We start from the raw sequence: 14,542 nt of genomic DNA, 5'->3' as shown, positions 1-14,542 counted from the left end.
ATCACGACGGACTTGCGCCTGAATGAGCCGCGTTACGTGACGCTGCCCAACATCATGAAGGCGAAGAAGAAGCCTCTGGAGACGGTGAAGCCTGCCGATCTGGGCGTGGATGTCACGCCGCGTCTGAAGACGCTGAAGGTGGCCGAGCCGCCTAAGCGCAGCGCAGGGGTGAAGGTGGCGGACGTGGCAACGCTCGTCGACAAACTGAAGACCGAAGCCAAGGTCCTGTAAGGAGACGACGAGATGAGCATTCTGGTAATCGCTGAACACGATAATCAATCGATCAAAGCCGCGACCCTCAACACCGTGACGGCAGCACTGCAATGCGGTGACGACGTGCATGTGCTGGTCGCTGGCAGCAATGCCAAGGCCGCTGCTGACGCCGCTGCACAAATCGCTGGCGTGAAGAAGGTGCTGCTTGCTGACGCGCCGTACTTCGCCGATGGTCTTGCCGAGAACATCGCTGACGAAGTGGTGTCGATCGCTGGCAACTATTCGCACATCCTGGCAACGGCAACCGCGTACGGCAAGAATATCGCCCCGCGCGTGGCTGCACTGCTCGACGTCGCGCAAATCTCCGATATCACGAAGGTCGACAGCGCCGACACGTTCGAGCGCCCGATCTACGCCGGTAACGCGATTGCGACGGTGCAAAGCGCCGACAAGGTGAAGGTGATCACGGTGCGCTCGACGGGCTTCGACCCGGCAGCGGCCACGGGTGGCAGCGCCGCAGTGGAAAGCGTCGCCGCGACGCCGGACGCAGGCCTGTCGCAGTTCGTGGGCCGTGAGGTGACGAAGCTGGACCGTCCGGAACTGACCTCCGCGAAGATCATCGTCTCGGGTGGTCGCGGTCTGGGCTCGGGCGAGAACTACACGAAGGTGCTGGAGCCGCTGGCCGACAAGCTGGGTGCCGCTCTCGGTGCTTCGCGCGCAGCAGTGGACGCCGGTTACGTGCCCAACGACTATCAAGTCGGTCAGACGGGCAAGATCGTGGCGCCGCAGCTGTACGTGGCGGTCGGTATCTCGGGCGCGATTCAGCACTTGGCGGGGATGAAGGATTCGAAGGTGATCGTGGCGATCAACAAGGATCCGGAAGCGCCGATCTTCTCGGTGGCGGATTACGGTCTGGTGGGCGATCTGTTCACCGTCGTGCCGGAACTGGTGAGCGCGCTGTAATCGCACGCAAGCCTGCAAGACAGTAAGAAACATCGTGCTGCGGGGCGGGTCGCGAGACTGGCCCCGCAGCCGATTCGCATGAGGAGGTGGGCAGTGCGCTGCGTCCTCATCCGAATCGGAAGGCAACCAAGGAAGATCAATGGACAAAGTCGATTGCGTCGTGATCGGCGCGGGTGTCGTGGGACTTGCCGTCGCACGCGCCATGGCCCTGGCTGGCCGCGAGGTGGTGATCCTCGAATCCGAGCGCGCGATCGGCACCGGTACGAGTTCGCGCAATAGTGAAGTCATCCACGGCGGTATCTATTACCCGCCCGGTTCGCTCAAAGCCAAACTCTGCGTCGAGGGCAAGCACAAGCTCTACGACTTCTGCGCCTCTCACGGTGTTGAACATCGCCGCTGCGGCAAGCTCATCGTGGCAACCACCGACCATCAAGTAGGCGAACTCGAAGCCATTGCCGCCAACGCGCGCGCGAGCGGCGTCGACGATCTGCAATGGCTCACCGCCGACGAAGTGGCCCAACGCGAGCCCGCATTGCACACCTTTGGTGCATTGCTGTCCCCGTCAACGGGCATCGTCGATAGTCACGGCCTGATGCTCGCCTTGCAGGGCGACGCCGAAAACGCGGGTGCGATGCTGGCCTTCGACGCGCGTGTCGTCGGTGGCCGAGTGGGTGGAGTGGACGGTATCGAACTCACCGTCGAGACCGATGGCGAGACGTCGACGCTGCTCGCCAATACTGTGATCAACAGCGCGGGGCTTTATGCGGTGGATATCGCGCGCACGTTCGAAGGGCTGGCGCCTGCGCACATCCCGCAGCGCTACTACGCGAAGGGCAGTTACTTCAGTTGCGCGCAGCGGGCACCGTTCACGCATCTGATCTATCCGGTGCCGGAGCCCGGCGGACTGGGCGTTCACCTGACACTCGATCTGGGCGGACAAGCGCGCTTCGGCCCGAACGTGCAGTGGGTCGACGACATCGATTACACGGTGAATCCGGCCGATGGCGACGGCTTCTACGCGGCGGTACGTCGCTATTGGCCAGCACTGGCCGACGGCGCATTACAGCCGGGCTATGCGGGCATTCGACCGAAGATTAGCGGGCCAGGGCAACCGGCGGCGGACTTCCGTATCGACGGTCCGGCGGTGCATGGCGTGGCGGGACTCGTGAACCTGTTCGGTATCGAGTCGCCGGGGCTGACGGCATCGCTGGCCATTGCCGACGCGGTGCACGCACTGCTCTGACGCGAGATCGCGGCCAGACGGTCGCAATCTCGCGCGATCTCGCGTTTTTCTCGCGCATTCTCAGCGCAAGGCCCTCAGCCTGAACAAGCGCTTAGGCTAACCCCGTGATGCCTGCTAGACGGTGCCGCGAGCATGGCGCGGCATTCCTGTCGAATCGAATTCGTGGCTTACAGGGGCGTAATCCGTGGGATTAACGCACAGCCACCGGGGGCTTCCACGAGGCCGGGTTCGTCCAGAACACGCCACGCAGACGATCGGTGTCGCCGCACGGCGTGCTGCGTGCCGGCTTGCTGATCTGACCTGCACAGGCGCTGATATCGCGTCCCGATTGTTGCAGGCGTTTCAAAATCGTATCGAGCATCCCCGATTCGCGCCATTCGTTGAGCTTGCGGCGGCAAGTCGGCACGGAGGGATACTGCATCGGCAGCTTGGACCAGCTCTCGCCAGTGAACAGCACCCACAAGACAGCATTGGTCAGCGTGCGCTGCTCGACTTGAGGGCGACCACGTCGTTCCGTACGGACCGGCCGGTCGCAAATCAGATCACGCAGGGCGTGCCATTCAACGTCGCTCAGTTCATTAAACATAACACCTCGACCCAAAACAAACGGAGGCGCCGCAGGGGGCGAGTCCGGACTTCGCGATCTGGCACTACCGGATGCAATCTGGTGCGTGCTTATCGTCGAAACCTCGGCCAAGGCGGCGTCGATCCCCGATGCTGGAAATACAAGCAACAAGCATGCCAGATCATCGGGTTCTCTCGTGAAGAACGCCGCGGGCGGGTCGGACCACACTGCGAAGGGAGCGTTTGACCAGCAAAAAAACGCCCACTTGGCAGGTGGGCGCAGCTCCTGGTGGCTATTGGGATAGGCAATCGCAAAAGCGTCAGGAGAAAAGGGATACGTGCGTTTGGTCGGCCCGGATCGTTTGTTGTTCTCGGTGCCGCCCAGATTGTCTCGCTCCACATGCGCCAGCTTGTCAAGCTTGCAGGCGCAATGATGACAAAAACTGAGCGTCGACGCGCTTCGGAATTACCCCCATTGCGGTGCATGGACCCGAGACGAGGCGAATCGCCCAAGAAGGGTGCCCGCCTGCGCCGTCAAAGGGCAACTTGCTGCGAGAACGGGCGCAACCCGGGGTGTGCAGGCGCAACCGGTCGTCTCGCCGTGTGAGAACTGGCCTGGCGCTCGCTCGGCACACCGTCATGGCCGGTGCTGCAAACCGTGGCCTATAATGTGCGCCTTCCCTGAATATCGTCTATCGGCTGCGCGAGAAGTTTGCATGCCGGTCGGCGCCAGTGTGCGCAAACGGCATGAGCAACGACAGCGATAACAAATACTCCGTCCCTGGCCTCGAGCGTGGCCTGCGCATCCTCATGACCTTCTCCGCGCGAGAGCCGGTGTTGGGCGGGGCTGATCTGGCGCGACGTCTCGACATTCCGCGCTCGACCGTCTTCCGTCTGCTCCAGACGCTGGAGGCCGAAGGCTTCATCGAGAAAGCGGGCGACGACAGGCACTACCGGCTTGGCGTCGCCGTGCTGCGGCTCGGCTTCGAATATCTCAACTCGCTGGAACTGACCGATCTGGGCACGCCCGTGATCGAGAAGCTGCGCGATGCCACGGGCTTCTCGAGCCACATCCTGATCCTCGATCAACGCGATGCGGTGTTTGTTGCGAAGGCCGCCAGCCGCGAACTGGTGTTCGGCACCGTGCGCGTGGGCACGCGGCTGCCTGCGCATGCGACGGCGGTGGGGCATATTCTGCTCGGCGACTATTCACTGCCATCGCTCAAGCAGTTGTATCCCGAGCGCAAGCTCGAGGCTTACACGGCGCACACGCCGACGACCGTCGATGCGCTGTACCGAGTGGTTCAGGAGGACATCACACGCGGCTACAGCATGAGTCAGGCATTTTTCGAGCAGAACATTTCGACGATTGCCGCGCCGGTGCGCAACCATCGTGGGCAGATTGCCGCCGTCATCAGCGTGACGATTCCGCAGGCCCGCGTCGAAGCCGACTTGCTGGAAAACGGCATTGTCGAAAAGGTGGTGTCGGCCGCCGACGAACTTTCGCACAAGCTCAATTACCGAGGCGAATCGGTCGCGGCCGTTCGATAAGCGCGGCGCCGCACGCTAGCGGCGATCGTTTCGGCAAAACAGCAGGGGCCCTTCGGGGCCCCTTTGTTTTGGTCGCGCCTGCGCGTGCCGCAGCGCCCGCACGCAATTTTTTCCCCGCTGACGCGCGAGCGCTTAGTCATTAGCATTTGCGCAACATCAATAAGTGCTTACCTATTTTCTGCTTGTCTCACTTTATCCTCTTCGCCATAATTGTCTCACCTATTAACCATTGTTTCATAGGTAAGACAATATAACGATGCCAGCCGTGACGTCCCGCAGCGTCCTTGTTGACGGTGATGAGATCGGCGCGGGGCCAAAGGTCTAGCCAGCCCCGACAGCTTGGACAGCATCAGGAAGCAGAACAGGAGTAGAAGGTGAAGAGACGCAGTATCGGCGCAGCGTGCCTGTTGGCATGCGTCGGAGCGGCCCATGCCGCCGGCAATTCGTTGCAGATTTACGGGACCGTCGACGATGGCCTCACGTACGTGAGCAATTCGGGTGGCGGTCGTTTGTTCAAGATGGATGCGGGTATCGGCCAGCCCGATCGCTTCGGCATCAAGGGTCGCGAGGATCTCGGCGGCGGCCTCGCCGCCGTGTTCCAGTTGGAGCAAGGCTTCAACACCAGCACCGGCGCGCTGATCAACAGCGGCGTGGAGTGGAACCGTCAAGCGTGGGTCGGTCTGGCGAGCGATCGTTACGGCACGGTCTCGATCGGCCATCAAACCGATTTCATGCAGGACGTGTCGATCCGTTATTCGAACGGCTTCTGGCAACACAACCTGTACGCCTACCACCCGGGCAACCTCGATAACCTGGCCAATTCGTCGCAGATCGATAATGCCGTGAAGTGGAACAGCGCGAGCTATCTCGGCGTGACCGGCGGCCTGATGTACGGCTTTGCGGGCGGCAATGCGTTGGGCCGCACGATGGGCGGTTACCTGAAGTACGACAACGGTCCGCTGTCCGTCGCGGCCACGTACGTGAGCATCAACAAGCGCACGTTCGACTTCTCGTCGCGACTGGGCATCACATCACTGTTCGGCCAATCGGGACTCTCGGCAACCAACTTGTTCAAGTCCGACGCCGTGAACAACACCGGTATCGGCGCCTCGTATCGCATCTCGTCGCGCTGGAACGTCCACGCGCTCTACACGCGCAGCGAAGTGCGCGCGCCGGGTGGCTCGGGGAACATGTTCAATTACGACGTGGGCACCGAGTACCGCGCGACCGATGCCAACACGCTCACCCTTGGCTATTCGTATTCGTCGTTCAACCACACGCACTACAACCAAGTGGAAGCCGGCGATATGTACTCGTTCTCGAAGCGCACGCAGTTGCAAGCGCAGGTGACGTACATCGGTGCCAACGGCAACGATCGCGCCGCCTCGTACCCGATCGGGGCGTCGAGCAACCACGATCAGGTGCTGGTGCGCCTGGGCATGTATCACAGCTTCTGATTGCCGGAAATTCACATGTCAGTTTCCCCCTCCCCGTCATCCGCGCAGCGCCCGTCGCGCGTGCGCTACTGGATGCTATTTCTGGTGTTTGTCGGCACGGTCATCAACTATGTCGACCGCGCCAACTTGTCGGTGGCGGCACCGATGCTCAAGCAGGAGTTCGGCTTGGGCCCGGTCGAGTTGGGCTTCATCTTCTCGGCGTATGCCTGGACGTATGTGATCGCCAACATTCCGGGCGGCTGGGTCATCGACCGCTTCGGCACGCGTGCCATTTATGGCGTGGCCATTCTGAGCTGGTCGGTACTCACGTTTATGCAGGGCTTCGCGACGCGTTTTGTCACGCTGTTCGGCATGCGCTTGGGCGTGGGCATTGCCGAAGCGCCGACGTTCCCCGTCAACAACCGGGTGGTGTCGATTTGGTTTGCCCAGCGTGAGCGGGGTGTGGCCACCAGCGTCTATTTGGTGGGCCAATACATCGGCATGGCGGCACTCACGCCGTTGCTGTTCTGGATTGCGCACACCTGGGGCTGGCGCGAGATCTTCTACGCGACCGGGTTGCTCGGCATTGTCTGGGCCGGTGTCTGGTTCGTGGGCTATCGCGATCCGGACAAGTGCTCGTGGGTCAACGCGGCCGAATTGCAGCACATTCGCAGCGGCGGCGCATTGGTCGAGGTGAAGTCTGAGAATCGCGCAGCGTCGCAGAAATTCCCGTGGAAGAAGCTGCTGGTGTTGTTCCGCAATCGTCAGATCATCGCGATTTGCGTGGGCAAGTTTGCCTCGCTCTCGTCGCTGTACTTCTTCTTGACGTGGTTTCCGACGTACCTGATCACCGAGCGCAAGATGACGGTGCTCAAGGCGGGGGGCATGACATCGGTGCCGTTCGTCGCCGCGTCGATTGGCGTGGTGTGCGGGGGCTTGCTCTCCGATTGGCTGCTGCGTCGCGGTGTGGCCGTCGGCACGGCGCGCAAGACACCGATCGTGACCGGGTTGCTGCTCGTGCCGACGATGTCGCTCACGGTGCTGACCGATGCCAACTGGCTCGTTATCGCCATCATGTCGTTCGCGTTCTTCGCACAGGGCGTGGCATCGGCATCGTGGTCGCTGGTGGCGGACATCGCCCCGAAGGGCATGGTCGGTATCACCGGCGGCGCGGTCAACTTCGCAGGCAACTTGTCGGGCATCGTCACCCCGATCGCCATCGGCTTTATCGTGAAGGCGACCGGCTCGTTCGGCTGGGCGCTGGGCCTGATCAGCCTTTTCGCCATCGCCGGCGTGCTGTGCTACCTGCTGTTGCTGGGCGAGGTGAAGCGCATCGAGTTGGATGACGATGACGACGGCGCACAGACTCACGTTGATGCGAAGGCGAAGGCGGCCTGAATGAAGTCGCGATGAGCGGTCTTCATCGCGAAGTCTCGAACATCAGCGGTACGGAAGCGGTACGACAAGCAGCGGTATGAAAGGCGGCGGTACGAAAGGCAGCCATCCTGCCGGTCGTACCTTTTTTTTATGCCTCGACGGCTTGACGCCGGTAGTCGCCCGGACGCACGCCAGTCCACTTGCGGAATGCGCGGAAGAAGGCGCTCGGGTCGGCAAAACCCAACGACAGCGCAATATCGAGCATCGGCTTCGACGTATTGCATAGCGCATGGATCGCAAGGTCGCGTCGCAACTGATCTTTGATCGATTGATACGACTGGCCCTCGTCTTCGAGACGTCGGCGCAGCGTTGACGGCGTGGTGTGAAACTCGCCTGCGAGGGTTTCGAATGCTGGCCAGCTATCGGTCGGCATGGTCTTGAGTTTGCGCCGGACTCGCGCAACCATGCCCTTCGTGTTCTTGTACTTGAGAATGATGTTGCCCGGCGCCGCACGAAGGAAATCCTTAACGGTGACTTCGTCCTGCACCACGGGCAGATCGAGACACGCCGCATCGAATTCGATACCGGTGTGATCGGCATTGAAGACAAGCCGCGGGGAATACATCGTGCGGTATTCGTCGCTATAGACGGGCTCGTCGAATGCGAAGTACGCAGTGCTCAGCGAGACCCGGCGCGCAATCAGCCAGCAGGTGAGGGCGTAAAACAGGATGAGCAGCGTCTCATGTCCGAAGATGCGCGGTGCCTGCTTATCGTCGCGCTCGTGGACTTCCAGCCGGGCGAGCGTGCCATCGCGCACCAGATGCATTTCGAGGTCATCGAGCAACAACCCCATGAAGCGCGCAGCCCGCAGCAGGGCTTGCTCCAGCGTGCGGCAAGCAATCACGCTATGGCACAGCATGGCAAAACTGCCGACCTTCATGCGGCGTGAATCTTGGCCGAAAAATTCGTCGTCGAGCGCAATGCTGATGAGTCGCCAAAGCCGGGCGTAACGGTCGGCGGGCACGCGTGCCTGTGGATACGCGAGCAACGAAGGGGCAATATCGGCGGAGAGCAACAGCGCGTGGGAATTGCCGCCGAGACGCTCGACGTGAGCCAGCGCGTTGATGACGAAGTGAATCGAGATGCTGCCTTTTTCCATGCGTGGCGAACCGGGATGTCGGAGCAGGGGGACGCAAGGATTCTAGCAGTGCGGCCCCCGCCATCGCTTCGACAGCCGTCCGAAAGTCGGATCGGCGTAGTCCTAATTCGCCAAACGGCGCTTACTTCGGTGCCATGCGCAGCGCACCGTCAAGACGAATCACTTCGCCGTTGAGCATGGTGTTCTCAACGATATGACGCACGAGCCCGGCGTATTCCGACGGGCGGCCCAGTCGCGGCGGGAACGGCACCGACGCGCCGAGCGCGGCCTGCACCTCCGGTGTCATCCCGGCCATCATCGGCGTTTCGAAGATGCCCGGCGCAACGGTGACCACACGCACGCCCACGCGTGCCAGTTCGCGTGCGGCGGGCAGCGTGAGCGCCGCGACGCCGCCTTTGGACGCGGCATACGCCGCTTGGCCGATCTGGCCGTCGAACGCAGCGACCGAGGCGGTGTTCACGATCACACCACGCTCACCTTCGGCGTCCGCCTTGCCTTCGGCCATTGCCGATGCCGCGATACGCAGCACATTGAAGGTGCCGATCAGATTGACGTTGACGATGCGGGCGAAGGTGTCGAGCCGGTGCGGCCCTTGTTTGCCGAGAATGCGCTCGCCGATCACCAAGCCGGCGCAGTTGACGACACCGTTCAAACCGCCGAAGGCGGACGTTGCCGTATCGACCAGTCGTTGCACGTCGTCTTCGCGCGTGATGTCGGTGGCCACAAAGCGGGCGGCGTCTCCGAGTGCTTCAGCCTGTTTGGCACCAGCCTCGGCATTGATGTCGCCCAGCACGACTTTGGCACCGGCATCGACGAACATGCGTGCGGTGGCGGCGCCCAGGCCCGACGATGCGCCGGTGACGAGAAAAACGTGATCCTTGATTTGCATTGACGGCGATTCCTAGAGAGTAATGAGTGTCAGGCTGCGCCGGCCGCTGCCTGCTGCGCCTTGGCGACTTCCTGATTGCGCAAGATGAAGCGTTGCAACTTGCCGCTTGGCGTCTTGGGCAACTCGCTGACGAATTCGACTTCGCGCGGGTACGCGTGGGTGGACAGGCGATGGCGCACGTGTTCCTGCAACTCGCAGGCGAGCGCCTCGCTCGGCGCGAACTGCGGGTGCAGTACGACGAACGCCTTCACCAGCTCCGTACGTTCCGGATCGGGCTTGCCGACCACGGCGGTTTCGACTACGGCCGGGTGTTCGATGAGGGCGCTCTCCACGTCAAACGGGCCGATGCGATAACCGGCGGAGGTAATCACGTCGTCGTTGCGGCCGACGAAGCTGATGCTGCCGTCGTCGTTGCGCTCGACCGTGTCGCCGGAGAGGTAATAGTCGCCGACGAACGAGGGCGTTTCGCGTTCCCAGTAGCCACCGAACCACATGAGCGGCGAGCGCTTGCGATCGAGGGCAAGCACGCCGGGCTGACCGACCGGGCATTCATGGCCGTCGTCATCGAGCACCACGACTCGATGCCCCGGCGAGGCAAAACCTGCCGCGCCCGCTTGCACCGGATGATTCAGCGCGTGATGGTTGCAAACGACCATGCCCAGTTCCGTCTGGCCGTAGTGATCGTGGATCGTCACACCGAGATGCTCGCCAAACCAGCGAATGACTTCCGGATTCAGCGGTTCTCCGGCACTGGACACTGCCCGCAACTGGCCTTTGACGGGGGCGGCGGCTTTGTCGCCGCCCGCGATGAGCAGACGGAATGCCGTGGGCGACCCAGCGAGGTTGGTGATGCCGAGCTTGCGGATCACTCGATAAGTGCTCTCGACGTTGAAGGGGCCGTCGTAGAACGTTGTCGGAATGCCCATCGCCAACGGGCCCGTCACCGCGTAGTAAAGGCCATAAGCCCAGCCCGGGTCGGCGATATTCCAGAAGGTGTCGGTCGGGCGCAGGTCGACAGCGTCTCGCATATAACCGACGAACGCCATGATGGCGCGCAGTGGCACCATGACAGGCTTGGCGGCGCCGGTCGTGCCCGACGTGAACATCATCAGGAATGGATCGTCGCCGCGTCGCATGACGGGCGCGAACGTCTCTGGCTGCTGTTCGACCTCGTGCCAGAAACTGAAGTCGCCGCGCCGCACGCCTTGCCCGCGCGGCCCGCTCACGGTGGCCACCGCCGGGCACTGGGCGACCTCGTCGAGCTTGGCTCGATTGGCCGCGTCGGTAACGACGAGCTTGCTTTGTGCACTTTGCAGACGATGCTCGATGGCCTTCGGTCCGAATGCGGTGAAAAGCGGCTGATAAACCGCCCCGGCGCGCCACGTGCCGAGAATCGTCACGAGCAGTTCGGGCGTGCGCGGCAGCAGCCCGCTCACGCGGTCGCCGGGTTGCACGCCTTGTTCACGTAGAAAGTTGGCGAAACGCGCCGAGAGCGTCTGAAGCTGGCGGAACGTCCACGTCTGGCTCGTGCCGTCGCGACCCTCCCAGAACAACGCAATGCGCCCGGGCAAGGCATGCCGGTCGCAGCATTCGATGCACGCGTTCATCGCATCGAGATTGCCGTCGAGCGTGGCCTTTACGGTCGCGTCGAGATCGAATGCCGCGTAGGCATTGGCGTAATCCGCAGTCATGGCTTGTCTCCTGTAGTCGGATGCTGGCCGGTCGCAACGCGCCTATGATGAGGTCGCTGGTGCCCCTAAAACGGGCCCAGCGCACGGCGGCGTGGCGTATCGGCCTCCCTCGGCACCGTCTGGATAGGCGTATCGGGATGGGGGTGCGGTGCTCGCGGGGCAATGGCGGAATTCATCGTAATGCGCGCTGTCGGCAACAGGCAATGTCCAATCGGTTCAGATTCGGTGAGGGATTTATCCACTGCATGAGCAGGGCAGCGGCGTGGCGCCTGAGGTTTGCAATGCCGCGCGGGGCAAGGCCTAGGGGTTTATCCGAGGTCCGGGCCGGACGCCTCCGATGGCAATTCCGCTCAGCCAATTTGCCGTTTTTGGCTATGGTGCCGCGACACCGTCATCCCTAAACTTAGTTCATCGACATTGCAAAAAGCGCCAGTTACCAAACCGGGTGCGGGAGACAGAGCATGGATTTCTATACTGAAGACCAACGCATGATTCGCGATATGGCGCGCAGTTTTTCGAGCGAGCAACTCGCGCCGAATGCCGCGCAGTGGGATCGCGACTGCGCACTGCCCGACGCTATGGTGGCGCAGATGGGCGAGCTGGGTCTGCTCGGCATGATGGTGCCTGAGGAGTTCGGCGGCTCGTACACCGACTACACAGCCTATGCGCTGGCGATGGAAGAGATCGCGGCGGGATGCGCGTCGACTGCCACGATGATGTCCGTCCACAACTCGGTGGGCTGCGCACCGATTCTGAAATTTGGTAACGAGGCGCAACGCCAGCGTTGGCTGCCGGAACTGGCGGCGGGGCGCAAGATCGGTGCCTTCTGCCTGACTGAGCCGCAGGCGGGGTCCGAAGCGAACAACCTGCGCACACGCGCCGAGCGCCGCGATGGCAAATGGGTGCTCAACGGCAACAAGCAGTTCGTGACGAACGGCAAGCGTGCGGCGATGGCGATTGTCTTTGCCGTGACGGACCCTGCGGCTGGCAAACGGGGCATTTCCGCGTTTATCGTGCCGACGAATACGCCCGGTTTCGAAGTGGGGCCACCCGAACACAAACTCGGCATCCGGGCATCGGACACCTGCCCGATCACGCTGGTCGACTGCGCTGTCGACGACGATGCGTTGCTCGGTGAGCCGGGGCAGGGCTTGAAGATTGCACTGTCGAATCTCGAGGGCGGCCGTATCGGTATTGCGGCACTGGCATTGGGGGTTGCCCGTGCGGCGTTCGAAGCGGCGCTGCGCTATTCCGGCGAGCGGCAGCAATTCGGCAAGCCGATTCGGGAGCATCAGAGCATCGCCAACATGCTGGCGGATATGACAACGCGCATCAATGCCGCGCGATTCCTGATTCTTCACGCTGCCGCCCTTCGTACGCAAGGGTTGCCGTGTCTGTCGGAAGCGTCTCAGGCAAAGCTCTTTGCCTCGGAACTGGCGGAGTGGGTGTGCACCCATGCCATTCAGATTCACGGCGGCTATGGCTACCTTCAGGACTATCCGGTCGAGCGCCTGTATCGAGACGCCCGCATCACCCAGATTTACGAAGGGACGAGCGAGATTCAGCGGCAAGTGATCGCCCGCAATCTGGATTGAGTGGGCTGAGTGGACTGAGTGCACGACAGCGAGGAGGGCACGTGAATCTGCATGACGGCGCCATTGAGGCGCAAGACGAAGTCTTGTTCGAGGTGATCAACGGATTTGGCGTGATTACGCTGAATCGGCCGCGCGCACTGAATGCCATCACGCACGGCATGGTGCGTTCGATGTGGACGCAGCTGACGGCGTGGGCCGACGATCCAGCGGTTCGCGCTGTGCTGATCGAAGGGGCGGGGGAGAAGGCCTTCTGCGCAGGCGGCGACGTGCGGGCCTTATACGACAGCCGACTGAGCAATGCGACGCATCATCGCGACTTCTTTGTCGACGAATACCGGCTCGACTATCTGATCCATCGGTACCCGAAGCCATACCTCGCGCTGCTCGACGGCATTGTGATGGGCGGTGGCATGGGCGTGGCGCAAGGGGCTGCGCTGCGGATCGTGACCGACAAGACACGCCTTGCCATGCCGGAGACCGGCATCGGTCTCTTCCCTGATGTTGGGGCCAGTTGGTTCCTTGGGCATCTCGCGCCAACGCTTGCCCGGTATCTGGGACTGGTCGGTGCGACGATCGGGGCGGCGGACGCGCTTTATTGCGGGCTGGCGGATGTCTGGCTTGAAGGGGACGCACCGTTACGACTGCGCGAGACGCTTTGGCAACTCGACTGGTCGCAGGGCGATACGGCCGACCCGCTTGGCCAGTTGCGCGCTGCAATTCTTCCGCTGGGTCGAACTTGGACCGATGCCGCGCGGTTGATGCCGGTGCGCGCTACGCTCGACCGGCATTTCAGCGCTATCGACGTCCCGGCAATCGTCGCGTCGTTACAGGCTGACGCCGATCGTGCCAACGGCGCCAACGATGCAGACAGCACCGACAGTGCCGACAACGTCAGCACGTCGTGGGCCGTCGAGACACTTGCGCTGCTCAAGCAACGCTCCCCGCTGAGCCTGTGTGTGACCGACCGGCAGTTGCAGAAGGGGCGTCGGTTGGATCTGGCTGACGCCTTTCGTATGGAGTTGGTACTCGGCTATCACGCTTTCGAATCGGGCGACTTCGTGGAAGGGGTGCGCGCCTTGCTGATCGACAAGGACAAAAATCCGCGCTGGCGTTATGCGTCGATTGCCGACGTGCCGGTGGCGCAGGTCGATGCGTTCTTCACGTCGCCGTGGGCGGCGGATGCGCATCCGTTGAGGACGTTGGGCGAAGACGCTTGAACTCGGGCAAACGCGTGCGACAATGCCGGTTTTGCGGGGCACCGCTCAACCCGTTGGAGTCCAGATGCTCGTCGAAATCGCCCGTCTGCTGCTAGATCTCGTTTTCTCGCTGTTCGGCGCCTTGTTGTTGCTTCGCGTGTGGATGCAAGCCACACGTCTGCCCCCGGGTAATCCGCTGTCTCAGGGCATTTTCCAATTCACGAACTGGCTCGTGTTGCCGTTGCGGCGCATCGTGCCGGGGGTGGGCGGTATCGATTGGGCATGCGTGATCGGCGCGTGGCTGAGCGCCATCGTCTATCTCGTGCTGATCACTGCTGTGGTGGGAGTGTCGCCGCTCGCGGTGTTTCCGCGTGGCTTGTTGGTGGCGCTGGTGCTCGTCGCCAAGTGGGGCGCCAACCTGGTGATGTGGATGACGCTGTTGATGGCCGTGCTGTCGTGGGTGAACCCGCGCGCGATGGCCATGCCCATCCTGCAACACCTGCTTGATCCGCTGCTGCGCCCGCTGCGTCGTGTGATTCCGCAACTGGGCGGTTTCGATCTGTCGCCGCTGGCGCTGTTCCTGCTGATGCAGATTCTGCTGATCGTGCTCGCGCGCCTGAGCCTGCTCTTCGCAACGCTCTGATATCCGTTCCGGCATCGGGCCG

Annotated in this window: 13 protein-coding genes; 9 read left to right on the top strand and 4 right to left on the bottom strand. The window is 62.4% G+C overall.

Annotation, left to right across the window (positions count from 1 at the left end):
• The 3 genes from PPN31114_RS09155 to PPN31114_RS09145 all read left to right on the top strand — a co-directional run.
• The coding region (locus PPN31114_RS09155; RefSeq protein WP_425325282.1) for an electron transfer flavoprotein subunit beta/FixA family protein at nt 1-231 on the top strand (231 nt) is incomplete at its 5' end.
• Nucleotides 232-243: 12 nt separating this feature from the next.
• Nucleotides 244-1,176: an electron transfer flavoprotein subunit alpha/FixB family protein gene (locus tag PPN31114_RS09150; RefSeq protein WP_150679064.1), complete on the top strand. Its 933-nt coding sequence runs from the start codon at nt 244-246 to the stop codon at nt 1,174-1,176.
• Between the two features lie 139 nt (nt 1,177-1,315).
• A complete protein-coding gene (locus PPN31114_RS09145) occupies nt 1,316-2,419 on the top strand; it encodes an NAD(P)/FAD-dependent oxidoreductase (RefSeq protein ID WP_150679063.1) in 1,104 nt (367 codons plus the stop codon).
• A 190-nt stretch (nt 2,420-2,609) separates the two neighbouring features.
• On the opposite strand, the gene PPN31114_RS09140 is transcribed toward PPN31114_RS09145, so the two are convergent.
• A complete protein-coding gene (locus PPN31114_RS09140; protein ID WP_039399697.1) occupies nt 2,610-3,005 on the bottom strand; it encodes a transposase in 396 nt (131 codons plus the stop codon).
• A 725-nt stretch (nt 3,006-3,730) separates the two neighbouring features.
• Here PPN31114_RS09140 and PPN31114_RS09135 point away from each other — a divergent pair.
• The 3 genes from PPN31114_RS09135 to PPN31114_RS09125 all read left to right on the top strand — a co-directional run bounded on the left by PPN31114_RS09135 (nt 3,731) and on the right by PPN31114_RS09125 (nt 7,368).
• A complete protein-coding gene (locus PPN31114_RS09135) occupies nt 3,731-4,534 on the top strand; it encodes an IclR family transcriptional regulator (protein ID WP_150679062.1) in 804 nt (267 codons plus the stop codon).
• A gap of 374 nt (nt 4,535-4,908) precedes the next feature.
• Nucleotides 4,909-5,991 carry a porin gene (locus PPN31114_RS09130; protein ID WP_150679061.1) on the top strand — a complete coding sequence of 361 codons (1,083 nt, stop codon included), beginning with the start codon at nt 4,909-4,911 and terminating at the stop codon, nt 5,989-5,991.
• A 15-nt stretch (nt 5,992-6,006) separates the two neighbouring features.
• Nucleotides 6,007-7,368 (top strand): MFS transporter, encoded by a 1,362-nt coding sequence (locus PPN31114_RS09125; RefSeq protein WP_150679060.1) that lies wholly within the window; start codon nt 6,007-6,009, stop codon nt 7,366-7,368.
• 127 nt (nt 7,369-7,495) lie between these two features.
• On the opposite strand, the gene PPN31114_RS09120 is transcribed toward PPN31114_RS09125, so the two are convergent.
• From PPN31114_RS09120 to PPN31114_RS09110, 3 genes are all read right to left on the bottom strand, one after another.
• On the bottom strand, nt 7,496-8,506 hold the full coding sequence (locus PPN31114_RS09120; protein ID WP_150679059.1) for an AraC family transcriptional regulator: 1,011 nt from the start codon (nt 8,504-8,506) through the stop codon (nt 7,496-7,498).
• A gap of 121 nt (nt 8,507-8,627) precedes the next feature.
• Entirely contained in the window at nt 8,628-9,395 is a 768-nt protein-coding gene (locus PPN31114_RS09115; RefSeq protein ID WP_150679058.1) for an SDR family NAD(P)-dependent oxidoreductase, read from the bottom strand.
• A 29-nt stretch (nt 9,396-9,424) separates the two neighbouring features.
• Nucleotides 9,425-11,086 (bottom strand): acyl-CoA synthetase, encoded by a 1,662-nt coding sequence (locus PPN31114_RS09110; protein WP_150679057.1) that lies wholly within the window; start codon nt 11,084-11,086, stop codon nt 9,425-9,427.
• 461 nt (nt 11,087-11,547) lie between these two features.
• Between PPN31114_RS09110 and PPN31114_RS09105 the strand changes: the two genes are divergently transcribed.
• From PPN31114_RS09105 to PPN31114_RS09095, 3 genes are all read left to right on the top strand, one after another.
• Nucleotides 11,548-12,681, top strand: coding sequence for an acyl-CoA dehydrogenase family protein (locus PPN31114_RS09105; RefSeq protein ID WP_150679056.1), 1,134 nt, complete (start codon nt 11,548-11,550; stop codon nt 12,679-12,681).
• Nucleotides 12,682-12,722: 41 nt separating this feature from the next.
• Entirely contained in the window at nt 12,723-13,898 is a 1,176-nt protein-coding gene (locus PPN31114_RS09100) for an enoyl-CoA hydratase/isomerase family protein (RefSeq protein WP_150679055.1), read from the top strand.
• A 64-nt stretch (nt 13,899-13,962) separates the two neighbouring features.
• Nucleotides 13,963-14,520 (top strand): YggT family protein, encoded by a 558-nt coding sequence (locus tag PPN31114_RS09095; RefSeq protein WP_150679054.1) that lies wholly within the window; start codon nt 13,963-13,965, stop codon nt 14,518-14,520.
• Nucleotides 14,521-14,542 lie beyond the last annotated feature (22 nt).

This window comes from Pandoraea pneumonica (genome assembly GCF_902459645.1).
Taxonomy (GTDB): domain Bacteria; phylum Pseudomonadota; class Gammaproteobacteria; order Burkholderiales; family Burkholderiaceae; genus Pandoraea; species Pandoraea pneumonica.
The sequence above is the reverse complement of the archived record's forward strand: the minus strand, read 5'-3'. Positions and strand labels throughout refer to the sequence as shown.

Coding starts and splice junctions, on each gene's coding strand:
- PPN31114_RS09120 (WP_150679059.1), bottom strand. CDS start 8,506: ATGGAAAAAGGCAGCATCTCGATTCACTTCGTCATCAACGCGCTGGCT.
- PPN31114_RS09105 (WP_150679056.1), top strand. CDS start 11,548: ATGGATTTCTATACTGAAGACCAACGCATGATTCGCGATATGGCGCGC.
- PPN31114_RS09115 (WP_150679058.1), bottom strand. CDS start 9,395: ATGCAAATCAAGGATCACGTTTTTCTCGTCACCGGCGCATCGTCGGGC.
- PPN31114_RS09135 (WP_150679062.1), top strand. CDS start 3,731: ATGAGCAACGACAGCGATAACAAATACTCCGTCCCTGGCCTCGAGCGT.
- PPN31114_RS09095 (WP_150679054.1), top strand. CDS start 13,963: ATGCTCGTCGAAATCGCCCGTCTGCTGCTAGATCTCGTTTTCTCGCTG.
- PPN31114_RS09140 (WP_039399697.1), bottom strand. CDS start 3,005: ATGTTTAATGAACTGAGCGACGTTGAATGGCACGCCCTGCGTGATCTG.
- PPN31114_RS09110 (WP_150679057.1), bottom strand. CDS start 11,086: ATGACTGCGGATTACGCCAATGCCTACGCGGCATTCGATCTCGACGCG.
- PPN31114_RS09125 (WP_150679060.1), top strand. CDS start 6,007: ATGTCAGTTTCCCCCTCCCCGTCATCCGCGCAGCGCCCGTCGCGCGTG.
- PPN31114_RS09145 (WP_150679063.1), top strand. CDS start 1,316: ATGGACAAAGTCGATTGCGTCGTGATCGGCGCGGGTGTCGTGGGACTT.
- PPN31114_RS09150 (WP_150679064.1), top strand. CDS start 244: ATGAGCATTCTGGTAATCGCTGAACACGATAATCAATCGATCAAAGCC.